This is a genomic window from Allobosea sp. NPDC055594 (assembly GCF_053618995.1).
The window spans coordinates 93242-108106 of record NZ_JBSHIO010000002.1 but is presented as its reverse complement, the minus strand read 5'-3'; the positions used below and the strand labels follow the sequence as shown (position 1 = coordinate 108106).

14 protein-coding genes are annotated in these 14865 nt (G+C 67.9%); 9 read left to right on the top strand and 5 right to left on the bottom strand.

Annotated features, from left to right (window positions below; all coding sequences use genetic code 11):
• Window positions 1-16: 16 nt before the first annotated feature.
• Window positions 17-847 carry a ChbG/HpnK family deacetylase gene (locus ACWGRX_RS04500; RefSeq protein WP_452116577.1) on the top strand — a complete coding sequence of 277 codons (831 nt, stop codon included), beginning with the start codon at window positions 17-19 and terminating at the stop codon, window positions 845-847.
• A 146-nt stretch (window positions 848-993) separates the two neighbouring features.
• Window positions 994-2706: a methyl-accepting chemotaxis protein gene (locus ACWGRX_RS04495; protein WP_452116576.1), complete on the top strand. Its 1713-nt coding sequence runs from the start codon at window positions 994-996 to the stop codon at window positions 2704-2706.
• Between the two features lie 61 nt (window positions 2707-2767).
• Here ACWGRX_RS04495 and ACWGRX_RS04490 read toward each other — a convergent pair whose 3' ends face one another.
• A complete protein-coding gene (locus tag ACWGRX_RS04490; protein ID WP_291639227.1) occupies window positions 2768-3367 on the bottom strand; it encodes a superoxide dismutase in 600 nt (199 codons plus the stop codon).
• A 290-nt stretch (window positions 3368-3657) separates the two neighbouring features.
• Here ACWGRX_RS04490 and ACWGRX_RS04485 point away from each other — a divergent pair, with 290 nt between their 5' ends.
• On the top strand, window positions 3658-5157 hold the full coding sequence (locus ACWGRX_RS04485; RefSeq protein ID WP_452116575.1) for a hypothetical protein: 1500 nt from the start codon (window positions 3658-3660) through the stop codon (window positions 5155-5157).
• 39 nt (window positions 5158-5196) lie between these two features.
• Here ACWGRX_RS04485 and ACWGRX_RS04480 read toward each other — a convergent pair whose 3' ends face one another.
• Complete coding sequence (locus ACWGRX_RS04480) at window positions 5197-7320, bottom strand: S9 family peptidase (protein ID WP_452116574.1); 2124 nt, start codon at window positions 7318-7320, stop codon at window positions 5197-5199.
• Between the two features lie 397 nt (window positions 7321-7717).
• On the opposite strand from ACWGRX_RS04480, the gene ACWGRX_RS04475 reads away from it, so the two are divergent.
• From ACWGRX_RS04475 to ACWGRX_RS04465, 3 genes are all read left to right on the top strand, one after another.
• Complete coding sequence (locus ACWGRX_RS04475) at window positions 7718-8134, top strand: Ros/MucR family transcriptional regulator (protein ID WP_291639233.1); 417 nt, start codon at window positions 7718-7720, stop codon at window positions 8132-8134.
• A 225-nt stretch (window positions 8135-8359) separates the two neighbouring features.
• The gene (locus ACWGRX_RS04470) at window positions 8360-8719 is read left to right on the top strand and encodes a helix-turn-helix domain-containing protein (RefSeq protein ID WP_452116573.1); all 360 of its coding nucleotides are present in this window, start codon (window positions 8360-8362) and stop codon (window positions 8717-8719) included.
• Window positions 8716-9501, top strand: a complete 786-nt coding sequence (locus tag ACWGRX_RS04465; protein ID WP_452116572.1) for a DUF6456 domain-containing protein — start codon at window positions 8716-8718, stop codon at window positions 9499-9501. The genes ACWGRX_RS04470 and ACWGRX_RS04465 overlap by 4 nt, the downstream gene beginning before the upstream one ends.
• Before the next feature lie 6 nt (window positions 9502-9507).
• On the opposite strand, the gene ACWGRX_RS04460 is transcribed toward ACWGRX_RS04465, so the two are convergent.
• Together ACWGRX_RS04460 and ACWGRX_RS04455 are read right to left on the bottom strand one after the other, a co-directional pair.
• Window positions 9508-9933 (bottom strand): SufE family protein, encoded by a 426-nt coding sequence (locus tag ACWGRX_RS04460; protein WP_291639238.1) that lies wholly within the window; start codon window positions 9931-9933, stop codon window positions 9508-9510.
• Between the two features lie 84 nt (window positions 9934-10017).
• Window positions 10018-10302, bottom strand: a complete 285-nt coding sequence (locus ACWGRX_RS04455) for a hypothetical protein (protein ID WP_291639241.1) — start codon at window positions 10300-10302, stop codon at window positions 10018-10020.
• A 347-nt stretch (window positions 10303-10649) separates the two neighbouring features.
• On the opposite strand from ACWGRX_RS04455, the gene ACWGRX_RS04450 reads away from it, so the two are divergent.
• The 3 genes from ACWGRX_RS04450 to ACWGRX_RS04440 are packed head-to-tail and all read left to right on the top strand — an operon-like array spanning window position 10650 to window position 13391.
• On the top strand, window positions 10650-12443 hold the full coding sequence (locus ACWGRX_RS04450) for a PAS domain-containing sensor histidine kinase (protein ID WP_452116571.1): 1794 nt from the start codon (window positions 10650-10652) through the stop codon (window positions 12441-12443).
• Between the two features lie 15 nt (window positions 12444-12458).
• Window positions 12459-13022, top strand: coding sequence for a hypothetical protein (locus tag ACWGRX_RS04445; RefSeq protein WP_452116570.1), 564 nt, complete (start codon window positions 12459-12461; stop codon window positions 13020-13022).
• A gap of 36 nt (window positions 13023-13058) precedes the next feature.
• Window positions 13059-13391 carry a DUF1491 family protein gene (locus ACWGRX_RS04440; RefSeq protein ID WP_291645105.1) on the top strand — a complete coding sequence of 111 codons (333 nt, stop codon included), beginning with the start codon at window positions 13059-13061 and terminating at the stop codon, window positions 13389-13391.
• Between the two features lie 181 nt (window positions 13392-13572).
• Here ACWGRX_RS04440 and ACWGRX_RS04435 read toward each other — a convergent pair whose 3' ends face one another.
• Entirely contained in the window at window positions 13573-14697 is a 1125-nt protein-coding gene (locus ACWGRX_RS04435) for a DUF2336 domain-containing protein (protein ID WP_452116569.1), read from the bottom strand.
• Window positions 14698-14865 lie beyond the last annotated feature (168 nt).

Sequence of the window (14865 nt, the reverse complement as noted above, 5' to 3'; positions counted from 1 at the left end):
GGGACAACAGACCGTCATGACCCGCGGTTTCGTGCTCTGCGCCGATGATTTCGCCATGACCCGGGGCGTCAGCCGTTCGATTCTCGAACTGCTCGCGCAGGGCAAGCTCTCCGCCACCGGCGCGATGACGAACCGGCCGCATTGGCGCGGGTTGGCACCGGAGCTCGCCGCCTTCTCCGGCAAGGCCGATCTCGGCCTGCATTTCAATCTGACCAGCGGCGCGCCGCTCGCGGCGATGCCGAGCCTCGCTCCTGGCGGACGCCTGCCGAAACTGGGTGGACTTTCACGGCTGGCGCTGGGGTCGGCCGTGGCGCGTCGCGAGATCGCCGCCGAGCTCGACCGGCAGCTCGATGCCTTCGAGGAGGCGCTCGGGCGAGCGCCCGATTTCGTCGACGGCCATCAGCATGTCCATGTCCTTCCAGGCGTCCGTCGCGCGGTTCTGGACGCGGTGGCGCGGCGCTATCCGCTGGGCTCGGTCTATCTGCGCGACCCAGCCGATTCTGTGTCCGCGATCCGGGCGCGTGGCGTCGCAGTTGGCAAGGCGCTGGTCATTGCCGGTCTCGCCGCCGGCCTGCGCCCGGCCGCGGCACGGCGCGGCATCCCGCTCAATCACGGCTTCTCCGGCGTGTCGCCCTTCGATCCGACACGGGACTTCGCCGCCGATCTGCCGCGCTTCCTGAAACGGCCGGGGCGGGCTCATCTGGTGATGTGCCATCCCGGCTTCATCGACGACGAATTGCGCGCGCTTGACCCGGTCATCGGATCCCGGCCGGTCGAGCATGCCGCGCTCCTGGCCTTCGTGCCGCCGCCCGGCCTGCGCCTCGCCCGGTTTCGCGATCTCGGTTGAGGCACGGGCTCCTGCACGTGTTGAGTGCGTAGCCCCGCGCGAACGTCGCAAGCGAAAATTTACCCTGCCCCGTCATGCTGGCCACGGGTGTTGCAGGCATCCTCAGGCCGGTCGCGCCATCCATGCCTTTGAAGGATTTTTGCGCGATGACCCGGTTCCAGATTCGGGCAAAGAAATCCCCGGATGCACCTTCCGGAAAGGCACAACTCACGGCAGGCCAGCCCGAGGAGCGCGCGGGCTCGCTCAGCACCCAGATCGCCGGTGCTGCTGTCGCTATCGTCGCGCTCGCCATCGTCTTCGTCGTCCTCGCGGTCGCCCGCTACAATGATGGCAAGACGCGCGCCGATCTCGACCAGAAGATGAATTCGCTGACGACGATGGTGGTCAACGCCGCGCCGGCGCTGATCCTGTCGCGTGATACGACGACGTTGAGCTACATCTTGGAATCGTTGAAGCGGGATCCCGATTTTTCCGCCGGTATCGTCGCCGACGAGGTTGTCGCCCTCGCCACCGCCGGGCGCGACGAGGAGGCGCGTCTCCTGCTGACGCCGAACAACCTCGCCTTGGCGCTCGGGCGCGAGCCCTGGGATGCGCTCGCCAGCGAAAGTCCGCTCCAGCTCGAGGACGGTGCCTACATCACCAAGCTCCTTGTGGTGCGCGTCGGCGGCCATCAGAAGCAGATCGGCTATGTCGCGCTGCGTTTCGACAAGCGGCGCCTCGTCGCCCGGGCGGCGCGCGAGCATTTCGTGACCATCGCGCTGGGCCTCGGCCTGCTGCTCGTGCTCGGGCCATTGCTCTGGATTTCGCTGTCGCGGACGATGAAGCCGCTGAAGGGCATGACCCAGGCGATCGTCAGCATCTCCGACGGCAAGCTCGACACCCCGATCGACGCGACCGAGCGCCGCGACGAGATCGGCGCCATCGCTCGCGCTCTCGGTGTCCTCAAGCTGCGCCTCGGCGAGCGTGCGAGCTTGCAGGAACAGCAATTCGCGAGCGAGACGGAGCGCCGCGACCGCCAGCAGCGCATCGACGAGGCGATAGCCATGTTCCGCGGCGAGGTCGGCGTCGCGCTCGAAGCCTTCAAGAGCAATGCCGATCGGATGGGCGATGCTTCGAGCGGCCTTGCCCAGGTCGCCGCCGAGTCTTCCGAGCGTGCCGCGCGCGCCGCCCATAACTCCCATGGCGCCTCCGGTAATGTCGAGAGCGCTGCCCAGGCCGCCGAGGAAATGGGCGCAGCGATCCGCGAGGTCGAGTTCCAGGTGCGGCGCGTCCGCACCGAGATCGTCGAGGCCGCGTCCGCCTCGCGCGACACGGCCGAATCGGTCGACGCCCTCGATGCGACGGCCCGCGCCATCGGCGAGGTGGTCAATCTCATCCGCGACATCGCTGCTCAGACCAATCTGCTCGCCCTCAATGCCACGATCGAGGCGGCGCGTGCAGGGGAGGCGGGCCGCGGCTTCGCCGTCGTCGCAGCAGAGGTCAAGAATCTCGCTTCGCAGACGGCCGATGCGACCGACCGTATCGTGGCGCAGGTCAATGCCATTCAGGGCGCGACCGGTGAAGTCGTCGGCGCCATCCAGAACATCGCCAATCGCATGGGTGCGATCGAGAATTTCGCAAACTCGGTCGCCGTCTCGATCGAGCAGCAGGCAATCGCCACCGGCGAGATCGCCAGCGGCGTCGCGATGGCGAGCTCGTCGGCGCTCTCGGTGTCGAGCGATCTGAGCGTGCTTGCCGACAGCGTCGAGGAGACGGGGCGTTCGGCCGAGCAGGTGCGCCAGGCGGCAGGAGAGGTCTCGACCCAGGCGATGCGCCTCGATTCGACCGTCGACCAGTTCCTCAAGCGCGTCGCCGTCTGAGCGCGGGCACAAAAAAACGGGGCCGCATGGGCCCCGTTCCTGTCAATCCGTGCCGGCCGGCTCAGGCCTTGGCGCCGTCATAGAGCTCGGCGACATAGTCCCAGTTCACCAGGCTCTCGAGGAAAGCCTTGAGATAGTCGGGACGGCGGTTGCGGTAGTCGATGTAGTAGGAGTGCTCCCAGACGTCGACGCCGAGGATCGGGGTCGCGCCATGGACCAGCGGGCTCTCGCCGTTCGGAGTCTTGCTGACCGCGAGCTTGCCACCCTTGACCTCAAGCCAGGCCCAGCCCGAGCCGAACTGGCCGACGCCGGCGGCGATGAAATCTTCCTTGAATTTGTCGACCGAACCGAAGGAGTCGACGATCGCCTTCTCGAGCGCGCCCGGCAGCTTACCGCCGCCATTCGGCTTCATCCACTTCCAGAAGTGGAGGTGGTTGTAGTGCTGGCCGGCATTGTTGAACACGGCCGGGTTCTTGCCATAGGAGGCCTTGACGATCTCCTCGAGCGACTTGCCCTCGAACTCGGTGCCCTTGATGGCGTTGTTGCCGTTGTTCACATAGGCCAGATGATGCTTGTCATGATGGTATTCGAGCGTCTCCTTCGACATGAAGGGCTGCAGAGCATCATGAGCATAGGGCAGATCGGGCAGGGTAAAGGACATAGGGCCTCTCCTTGGGGCTGTCGAAATCGCGACGTGAGAATGGCTGCAATGATGAAACGCATGGGCCGGCGGCCCGGCGGAACGTCCCGCCATTCCCCCGTTAGTTAAGCCGCGAATGCGGCAGCGGCAACCGCCAAGCGGAGGGAGCCCTGTGCGTCCCGAGAACTCGCCGTCCCGAGTTTCCCCCGCCTTGTCATGGGCGTTCTGTTGGCAAGATGCGGGCGTATCGATAGTTTAACCATGGGGCGGCAAGCTGTCGCAGGACTCTGCCGTCTCGAAGGAGCGAGCGTTTGGTCAAGTTATTCCTGGTTCTTGGGCTCGCCCTGCTGGCCGGCGGTGCCTATGCCATCGTCGATGGCTGGCCCTATCGCGTCCTCGAGAGGGGCTTTACCGAGGTGATCCTCGGCGCGCTCTCTTTCGCGGCGGGCTTGCTGATGTTCGCCTCCGCGGCGATCCTGAGCGAGATTCAGCGCCTGAAGACGCTGGTCGCTGGCGCCATGGCTACGGCGACACTGGCGTCCGTTCGCCATGACGAGCCGGCAGCGCAGCCGCTGCCGCGGCGCGAGGAGGCCATATTGCCGGAGCCGCAGTCTCCGATGCAGGAGCGGCTCGCCGGGCAGGCTCCCGGCAGTGCCGCAGTGCTCGCGGGTGCCGGCGCGCTCGCGCTCGGTGGGGCATTGGCGGCTTCGTCGCGGACCGAGGAACCTGGCGCGGACAGCGCAGAGACAACGGAGGCTGCCGAGCCCACGGTTTCCGCCGAGGAGCCTGCCGGGCTTGTCGACGAGCCGGACATCCCGGAGCTTCCTGCGCGCATTCACGATGACTGGCTGCGCCCGCCCGGACTGTCGGCGGAAACGGCGCAGACCGGGCTGGATCCGGTAGCGAAGACCGAGCTCGATTTCTTCGAGGCCGCACTGCTGCCGACCCGGGCGCCGCAGGTCGCGGTGGAGGCTCCGGAAAGTCCGGCGGAAGACCTCGACGAGCCCGCGCCGGCGATGGAGGACGCAGGCGAGAAGCCGATCGAGGTCGCTCTCGAGCCCGAGCGCGACATCGCCGTGATCGAGCCCGAGCCTGAAGCCGAGTCCGAGGCGAAGCGCGAGCCGGAGCAGCTCTGGTGGCCGCAGCTCGACCTCGGCGCCGAGGGAAAGAGCCAGCCCGCCAAGGTCGATACCGATTACGATGATTTCAGCGCACTGCGCGAACAGTTGAACGACGCGCTGGCGATGCCGGCCGACGTTCCCGAGGTCGAGCCGCCGCAGCGCTCGCTCGAAGCGGTCAGCGACTGGATGGCGCCGCGCCCCTGGCCGCCAGTGACCCAGCCGCGCAGCGGCGATGCGCTGGCGGCGCTCGAAGAGCCCATCGCTGCCGAAGAGGTCCCTCCGCTCCCCGAGGACCAAGCCGTCACGCCGCCCGAGCCGGTCCCGGACGAGGTGGAGCCGCTGCCGCCGGTCGCAGTCTCGCCGCTGAGCGCGGCGGAGCCGCAAGCAGCAGAGCCGATCACAACGGACATCCTGCCCGAGACCGCGCCGGCCGCGCCCGAAGCGCCGGCCGCATCCGAGACGGCGGCAGCGCCTGTTGTGGAAGCGGTCGCGCCCGAACCCGCCGCGCCTCCGGCTTCCGACGAAGGCATCGTCGGTGCCTATCAGGTCGGCGAGACGCATTTCACCATCTATGCCGATGGCTCGATCCAGGCGCGCACTCCCGATGGCGATTACGTCTTCGCCTCTATGGACGAGCTCAAGGCCTATCTCGCCAGCGAGAAGAGTCGGCTCGAGGCCGGGCCGGGCTGAACCGGTCCGGGAACAGGGGTGGCAGGGCCGCGATGCGTTTCAGACCTGCCGGCCCCAGCCGCCATGCGCCGCGGTGATCGCAAAGGCGTAGGCCAGGGCCGTTTCCTTCAGCGAGTCGAAGCGGCCGGCCGAGCCGGCATGCCCGGCCTCCATATTGGTGTGCAGCAGCACCGGGCCGCCGCCGGTCATGGTCGCGCGCAGGCGCGCCACCCATTTCGCCGGTTCCCAATAGGTGACACGCGGGTCGGTCAGCCCGCCCATGGCGAGGATCGGCGGATAGGCCTGGGCCCGGACATTGTCATAGGGCGAATAGGCTCGGATCCAGTGGAAGGCCGCCTCATCGCGGATCGGATCGCCCCATTCCGGCCATTCCATCGGCGTCAGCGGCAGGCTTTCGTCCAGAATGGTGTTGAGCACATCGACGAAGGGCACCTCGGCGATGATCCCCGCGAACAGCTCCGGCGCGAGGTTGGCGACCGCGCCCATCAGCATGCCGCCGGCGCTGCCGCCCTGGGCCACGATCCTGCCGCGCGAGGTATAGCCCTCGGCTGCGAGCATCTCGCCGGCGGCGATGAAGTCGGTGAAGCTGTTCGGCTTCTTTTCGCGCTTGCCGTCGAGATACCAGCGCCAGCCCTTGTCGGTGCCGCCGCGAATATGGGCGATGGCATAGACGAAGCCGCGGTCGACCAGGCTGAGCGGACGGGTGCGGAACGAGGCTGACATCGCCGAACCATAGGAGCCGTAGCCATAGAGCAGGCAGGGGGCCGAGCCGTCGAGCACGAGGCCGCGCTTGTGCAGCAGCGAGACCGGCACCTTGGCGCCGTCCTTGGCGGTCGCGAAGATCCGGCGCACGACATAGGCCTCCGGATCATGGCCGGACGGCACCTCCTGCCGCTTCAGCAAGGTGCGCTCGCCAGTGCGCATGTCGTAGTCGAAGGTCTCGGTCGGGCGCGCCATCGAGGCGTAGAGAAAGCGGATATGGTCGGTATCGAATTCATAGCCGCCATCCATGCCGAGCCCATAGGCCTCCTCCGCGAAGGCGATCGTGCTTTCCGCCCCGCTGGCGAGTTCGCGGATCACCAGCCGCGGCAGGCCGTCCTCCCGCTCCAGGCGCAGCAGCCGCCCGCGCAGGCAAAGATGGCTGAGGATCAGGCGGCCCGGCCTGTGCGGTACGAGATCGGTCCAGCGCGCCGGTGAAGGATCGTCCAGCGGCACGCGGACGATCTTGAAGTCCTCGGCGCCGTCGGCATTGGTGAGAATCAGCAGTTCGTCGCCATGATGCTCGATCGAGTATTGCCGCCCGCTCTGGCGCGCGGCGACGAGGCGCGGCTGGCCGTCGGCCGCCGACAGGTCGACGATGCGCACCTCCGAGGTCTCGTGGTCGCCGCTGGCGATCAGCAGGAAGCGATGCGATTGCGTCTCGTCGATGTCGACGAACAGGCCGGGATCGCTTTCCTCATAGAGCAGGGCATCCTCGCTCTGCGACGTGCCAAGACGGTGGCGCAGCACGCGCGAAGGGCGGTGCTCGGCATCGAGCCCGACATAGACGAAGGCGCTGGCGTCCTGCGTCCAGATCATCTCGCCGCTGGTGTCGCGGATCTCGTCGGGCAGATCCTTGCCGGTCGCGAGGTCGCGCACGCGGATCAGATAGAGTTCCGAGCCGGCTTCGTCGGCACTCCAGGCCAGCAAGCGATGATCGGGGCTGTGCGCGGCATCGCCGAGGTCGAAGAACTCCTTGCCTTCGGCGAGCGCGTCGGCGTCGAGCATGATCTGCTCGCGGCCGGGCTTGCCGGCGCTCTTGCCCTGGCGTGGCTTGCGGCAGATCAGCGGATGCTCGCCGCCGCGCCGGTAGCGCTGATAATAGAGGAAGGGGCCGTCGGGCTGCGGCAATTCGCTGTCGTCTTCCTTGATGCGGCCGCGCATCTCCTTGACGAGCTCGCGCTGCAACGACCTGGTCGGCTTCATCAGGCGTTCGCACCAGGCGTTTTCCGCCTCGATGTAGCTACAAATATCGGCCGGAAGTGCCGTAGGGTCACGCAGTACGTCGCGCCAGTTCTCCGCCTTCAGCCAGGCATAGTCGTCGTTGAGTACGACGCCGTGCACGGTGCGGTGTTGCGCGCGCGCTTCGGCGCGAGGCGGCGCGATGGGGGCTTTCTCAGGCATGGCGGGTCTCGGAGCGCGAAGTTGCGGTCATTCGCCGCGGCATTGCGGGTTGTCGTGGCGTTGCTGCAGATTTGCGACTCGTAGAGGCGTGGAAAAAGGCTGGCAAGACAACCATTCCGCGTAGCCATCCGAGCTGCTGCACATTCTGGTTACCATGCCGATCGCAAGATGCGCCAATATTGGACACCGATAAACGTATTCGGAGCGATAACTGCCGCTTGCGAAGTCATCTTTCATGGATTAGACGATTGTACGACTGATCCGTTTTGTAAGATTCTATATCCGGCAGAATTCGACCTGATGCCGGTGCAGCTTCTGGCAGGCCTTCGCGCCGCGTAAACAGAGCGGGCACAGTCGCCGAACGCCCGGTCCAAAAAAACAACGGAGCAACGCCGCCATGGCTGATCACGACGGTTCGGACTTTATCGAGCTTACAGCAGATATCGTCTCCGCCTACGTCTCGAACAATTCGGTTCCAGCCTCGGAATTGCCGGCGCTGATCAACGATGTCCATGCCGCCCTGAGCCGCGTCGTCGGTGGCGCCGCGCCGGTGGTTCCGATGGAAGCGCCCAAGCCCGCCATCGCGGTCAAGAAGTCGATCACCGCCGATTTCCTGATCTGCCTGGAAGACGGCAAGAAGTTCAAGTCGCTGAAGCGCCATCTGCGGACGCAGTACAATATGTCCCCGGAGCAGTATCGCGAGAAGTGGGGCCTGCCGCCCGATTATCCGATGGTCGCGCCGAACTATGCGGAGGCGCGCTCGCAGCTCGCCAAGAAGATGGGCCTCGGTCAGCAGCGCCGCAAGCGCCGCTGAGAGGACCTGACGCGAAACATCGCGCCGAAGCGAATTCCTTCGAGGGATTCGTCTCGAGCCGCCGGCCCCGCCGGCGGCTTCGTCGTTTCGAGTGGTGCTGCCAGGGCGTGGCAGGAGGATATCCCCGCCTATGCTCGCGCTCTTGAAACACTCGAAATAGGAATATAATCATATGTTCGCTATCCCCGATCGCGCCATGCGATCGTAGTGCGGAGTGAACATACCATGAACAATGACATCGCCAACGGGGCTGACCCCTTGTCCCGCAGCGCGAGGGCGCGGCTCGCCGAGGCGGCCGTCTGCGCGGCGCTACGCCTGCCGCCGGCCAGATTGCGGCAAGGACGGCGCGGCGTGAGTCCCGTCGCCTTCGGCCGGCAGGTCGCGATGTATCTCACCCATGTCGGCTTCGGGCTTAACCTCAGCCAGGTTGGTCTCGCATTCGGGCGCGACCGGACGACGGTGCGCCATGCCTGCGCGCTGGTCGAGGACAGGCGCAGCGAGCCCGGTTTCGAACTGGCGCTTGCTGCGCTGGAAGCGGCGCTGACGCTGAGGTTGCGGGCGTTCGCGCCGGAGGCAGGGCGATGAACGCGCCCGGGACGGCCGGCGTTGTCGTCGGGCGCCTGCTGCGGCATTTGCGGCAGGCCGGTGCGTTCGCGGCCGAATCCCCCTTCGGCTGCGGTCGCATCGCGCTCTATCGGACCGTGGACGGGGCGAGCCTCGGGGCAGGCTATGCACCAGCCGAGGAGGCGTTGGCATTGGTCGAGGCCGGTCTCGCGGTCTGGCTAGGCAGCGGCAAGGCACGTCGTCTGCAGCTCACCGAGACCCGTCTTGTCGCCGTGACGGCTATGGCGGTTGAGGGGGAGGTGCAGAAAGTTGCCCTGAACGAGCGTGAAAGTCCGCTGCTCTGGCTGCATCGCCGGCCGGGCAAGGATGGCAGGCCGCAGATCCCGGCGGCGGAATTCGCGGCTGGTGAGCGTTTCCGGGCGGAGCTGACGCTGGCGCAGATGCTGCCGCGCGTGACCGTGAACTGGGATGCCGGGCTTGCAGCCGGCACGCATGCCGCGTCGCATGGTCCCGCCAGCGCCTCCGATTCCAGTCTGGCGGCCCGCCAGCGGGTCAGACAGGCCTGCAAGCGCCTCGGTCCCGAGCTCTCGGGGCTCGCCATCGATGTCTGCGGCTTCCTGAAGGGGCTCGATGAGGTCGAGCGCGAGCGTGGCTGGCCGGCGCGTTCGGCCAAGGTCGTGCTGCGGCTGGCGCTGGCGGCACTGGCCGAGCATTACGGGTTGGCGGCCCGGGCCACGCCCAACAGGACGCCGCGCGTCTGGCAGGCGGTGGATGCCCGCCCGGTGATCGCGCCGCCGGGCTGAGCCGGTTCAGGCGATGGCGGCGCGCGCGTCGTTCTTGATACGCTCGATCATCGAGCGCACGCCGTTGGAGCGCTGCGGCGTGAGATGGGCGGCGAGGCCGAGCCGCTCATAGATGGCGAAGGCGTCGGTCGCCAGAATCTCGGCGGCGCTGTGGCCGGAATGGATCGCCAGCGCCAGTGCGACCAGCCCGCGCACGATATGCGCGTCGCTGTCGCCGCGGAAATGCAGTCGCGTCGTTTGCCCGGGGCCGCCTTCCTGCTTGGTCTCGAGCCAGACCTGGCTGGCGCAGCCGCGGACCTTGTTGGCGTCGCTATAGGCTTCCTGCGGCAGCGGCGCGAGCGTGCGCCCGAGCTCGATCAGGTAGCGATAGCGGTCGTCCCATTCATCCAGGACCTCGAAATTGGCAATGATGTCGTCGAGGGTTTCGCTCATCGGCCGTCGCTCATCTTGCAGGCCGCCGGCGGGGGAGGCGGTCTGGCAGGCTGTCTTCGGCGCGCGGCCCGGCGAGGTCAAGCGTCAGCGCTGCGACGTTTGTGCTTCGCCGGAGCGGCTCGTCGCGGCAGCTGCCGCCAGTGCCAGGACGCGAGCCCGAGTCTCGGGCTCCAGCCCGGCCAGAACCTCGGCCGCTTCGCGCAGGCTGGTAGCGCCCTGCATCACCGCCTTGGGATCGATCTGTCCGAGAACCGCTATGGCGGCCTTGGCGTCGAAGACGGGTGCTTCCGGCGCGGACTTGCCGCCATGGACCGGCGAGTTCAGGGCGATCACCCCGATCAGGGCCATGCTGCGCAATAGATAGGCCATTCTTGTCCCCGTCGCTAGCGCGGGGCGTCCCGTCCCCGGCTCCTGAACCCTAGCGCGGAGGCTGAAACATCGCGTGTCCCCGATAGTCGCAATTTGAATCAAAGCCCGGTTTTGTTCTTCAGTTTCCATTCACCTTGCTGGCAACAAGCGCAATCGCGGGAATTTCAGGCGATTTCAGCTTAAGTATCTGAAAATAATAGAATTTTATGGTCTCGAAAGAGGCTGCGGGAGCATCGGTGCGAGGTCGCCTTAAGTCCCGCTTAAATGGCCCGCGCCAGGATCGGCCTCAACAAGGCAAGGCTTTTCGCCGAAGGCCGACAGAGGTTGTGCGTTTGCGGTTCTCCAGCATGATGACGGCGGTCAGGGCGCAGGTTGCGGCGATGGTCCATCCATCGGCGCTGCCGGACTCGCTCGAACGCATGCGGCATGAGCGCTTCATGCTGGCCCGGCTCGCGATCGGCGCGGGCGGGCTCAGCCTGGTGCCGGCCTATATCGCCTGGCGCGGCCGGCTCGATCTGTTCGAGACGCTGGTTCTGATCGCGCTCGGCCTGCCGCTGCTGGCCGTGGTTCTGCTCTCGCGCACCGGTCGTCTCGACCTCGCGCACTGCGTCTCCGGCGCCGCGCTCACGCTCTTCATCATTGCGCTCGCCTGCATGACCGGCGGCACCGGCTCGCCGCTGCTGCTTTGGCTCGCGGCGGTGCCGGTCGAAGCGATGTTCTTCGGCTCGCGAGCCTATGTGGCGCGCGGCAGTGCGCTTGCCGTGGTCGGCCTCGGCGCGGTCGTGGCCTTGCAGGGTGCCGGCGCCGTGGGCGAGCCCGCGGACTGGGCCGTCGCGGCGATGCCGGTTCTCGTCGCCAGTGCGATCCTTTGCGCCATGCTGCTCGCCGTCTCCTTCCTGCGCCGGCATGAGGACGAATTGCGTGAGCACCGGGCCTCGGATGCCCGCGCCCGCCTGATGCTCGAGCATGTCGGCGATCTCGTGACCTGGCACGATCCCTCCGGCGCCGTCGTCTTCGCCAACGAGGCAGCCTGCCTGCTGACCGGCGCGCAGTCCACACAGCTGCATGGCAAGGGCCTGTTCGAGCGCGTTCATATCGCCGATCGCCCGCTTTTTCTGAAAGCGCTCAGCGATGCCGCCCATGGCGCCGGTCATGCCAGCGCCTGCTTCCGCGTGCTGTTCCTGGCCGATTCCGCCGGTGTTCCGACTGTGCGCTGGCTCGAACTCAACGCCCGGCGGATCGATCAGGCCGGCGCGCGCAATGGCGCGGCCGTGGTCTGTGTGGCCCGCGACGTCACCGATCGCCATGCCCGTGACGAGGAGCGCGAGCGCAACCATGCCGCGGCGGTCAAGGCGAGCGATCTCAAGGGCCATTTCCTGGCGACCGTCAGCCATGAGCTGCGCACGCCGCTGAACGCCATCATCGGCTTCTCGGAGATGCTCAGCGGCGACCTCGCGGCCGGCCTCGATGCCGATCGCCGCAAGGAATACGCCGCGATCATCCACGATTCCGGGCATCATCTGCTCGATGTCGTCAATACGCTGCTCGACGTCTCGAAGATCGAGAGCGGTGCGATGACGATCGAGCAGGCGCCGCTCGACATCGCCCGGCTGGCCGAGGATTGCTGTGCCGTCGTCGCCCTCAAGGCGCAGTCCGGCAAGGTCGCGCTCGAGCGCGTCGTCGGGCAGGATCTGCCGCAGCTGGTCGGCGATCGGCGGGCCCTGAAGCAGGTCATGCTCAACCTGCTTTCCAATGCGATCAAGTTCACGCCGCCCGGCGGCCGTGTCACCCTCGCTCTGGTGCGCGATGGCGGCATGATCGACCTTTCGATCTCCGACACCGGCATCGGCATCGCCGCCGCCGACCTGCCGCGGCTGGGCGACCCCTTCTTCCAGGCCAAGTCCTCCTATGACCGTGCCCATGACGGCACCGGGCTCGGGCTTTCGGTGGTACGCGGGCTGGTCGGGCTGCATGGTGGCACCCTCAGCATCGAGAGCGCGCCCGGGATCGGCACGCGCGTCGCGGTGCGGCTGCCGGTGGCCGGTATCGCCGCCACCTGCGAGCCGGTGCGCATCGCCACCCATGCCCGCGCCCCGCGCCGTGGCTTTGAGACCAAGCAACCTTATCGCCTGACAGCCTGACCGAGAGTCGAGAAGATGTCCGCAACGCTCGCCGCCCGCGCCCGCTCCGATGCGACGCTGTCCATGCCGCCGCGCCGCGCCAGCCCCGGCCGGCGCCAGCCTTCGGCCTCGGGCCGGCTGATGCGCTGGCTTGGCCGTCGTCCCGGCAGAGCCCTCGTCATCCTGCTGTTCACTGCGGTCGCGGCGGCGATCACGCTCAACGCATTGCTGTTCCAGAAGGTCCGCCATCCCGCGCCGATGCTGTCGGCGCCCTCGGCCAGCCCGGCGCCAGCGCGGGCGGTCGAGCGCCGTGCCGATCTTCCGCCGGTCCAGTCCGAGGCTCAGCCCACGCCGCAGCCGGTGCCGACCCAGCAGGAGATCCTGCCTCCGGCCCGCCCCGGCAGTCTCTCTCAGGCCCAGCGCGAGGCGGCCCCGCGTCCGCCCGCCGCCGTCGCGCCAGCGCCCCGCACCGCTCCCCAGCCGGCGACCGCGGCCCGTCCGGCGTCCGTGCGCGATCCGATCGCCGACCTGATCAACGGCGGCGATCTGCGCCCGCCGGCCGAGGTCCGGGCGCCGGCGCCGCGCCGTGTCGTGAACTGAGGCGGTGACGACCGGGGGGCAAAGCGGAGCGAGCCCTTGGCACGGCTGACCAGCGATTTCTGGGTTTCGGCCTATCTCCGTCAGGCGGCGCATGATGGGCTCTTCGCGGTGCTGCGCCGGCGCGGTGCCGGCGAGGCCGGGGCCATCTTCGTCAAGCTCGACCGGCTCGACGGCACCGCCGTGCTCTATGGCCCGGCGCCGCAGGCATTGGTCGAAGACGACGGCGGGCGTCGTTTCCAGCGCCTGCTCGACGCCGATCCGCTGGCGGTGGAGGACCGCGTCGCGCGTGAGATTCGCTTCGATGGCGATCTCTGGCTCGTCGAGATCGAGAACCGCGCCGGCGATCCGCGGCTGCTGCTGGTCGAGTAGGCTGTTTCCGGACGAGGCGGACACCGCTTCGTCTGACAAAATGCACTCGATCGCCGCGCGTCCGTTCGGATGCGGTTATGGTGAGCTATCTCATTGTTATCGCATCGGAGTTTTCCGAAAAGTGGAGTCCACTTTTCGGTCCGATGCTATAGCCCGCTTCGCCGCTCCTCCCTTTCGATGTTCAGCCGGTCTTGCCGCCGAGCCTGCGCAGCATGTCCTGCATGCCGCCGCGGCTGGACGGTCGTTCCAGCCCGGCGCGGGCAGGGGTGCCGCTCGGATCCATCGCCGGCTGCAGGGCCGGGCGGGCACCGCCCTGTTCGGAAAGCCCCCCGATCTGCAGGACCAGCCGGCGTGCCGTCGCCGGCGTGAGCAGGCGCATCAGATCGGCCAGTGCGAAGATGCGCTGGACCGAGAAGGCCGTGTCGTCGCCGAGCCCGATCAGGAAGCGGGTGGCCTCCTCGGGGCTGGCGCCGCAGCCGACCAGCGTGAGCGCGGCAAGCTGGCGTGAATGATCGGCGGCAAGGGCCGCGGCGAGCTCGGCATCGGCGCCGAACAGGTCGGCCAGCGCCGCAAAGGCGCCTTCGCGGTCGACGAGCGCCGTCGCGACCAGCCCGGAGAACTGCTCGCCGCTGATCGATGGACGGCGCGGCGAGGGCGCGAGCGCCTCATGCGCCGAGACGGCTTCGATCATGGCGAGCCGCTTGTCGAGGCTGGCCTGGAGGAACAGCGGCGCGAGTTCGGCGACCGGCAGATCGTCGCGTGCGAGCAGGCATTGGGCGAGCGCCGGCGCGGCGGTGGCCCGCGCCACGAGCAGGACCAGCGCCGCACGCGGCAGTGTCGCCATGGGATTGGCTGCGAGGGCGAGGTCGATGGCGGGGTCTGCCCGCCCGGCCAGCAGGCTGCTGGCGGCGGCCGTGAGGTCTCGGCGAGCCGCCAGGGCGAGCGTGACGGCGGGGTCGGCCCCCGCCGCGATGTCCTCGATCTCGGCCGGGCTCAGCGGCGTTCCCTTGCGGACCAGCGCCGCCAGGACCTCGCCGCCGCGCGCCCGCAGCGCCGCCAGAACCTCCGGCGGGGTATGTCGCCAGCCGGCGAGCTTGCGCGCCAGGATCAGCGCGGTCGGCTCGTCGATGACCGGGATCAGGGCCGCCGCCATGTCGCGGAAGGCCTCCATGTCCTCGGCCGGCGGGTTGGCGGTCGACAGCAGGAGGTCGGCCTTCACGCGCAGGGCGACCTGCCGCAAATCCAGCCCGCCATCGCTGGCAAGGCGCGCGAGCTGCGCGAGATCGGCGGCAATTCGGGAGGGCATTGGCGGGCTCGTGACGAAAATAGTTCGATTCCCGGAAATTTATCCCCGATGCGTTAGCACTGCGTTAACCATGAACAGGCCTGATGTCGGTGACGATGGCGTGCCGATCTCGCGTAGACCGCGCGGCGCGCCTGGGAACGGACAGCGGGCCGGCAGGTGCCGGCCCTG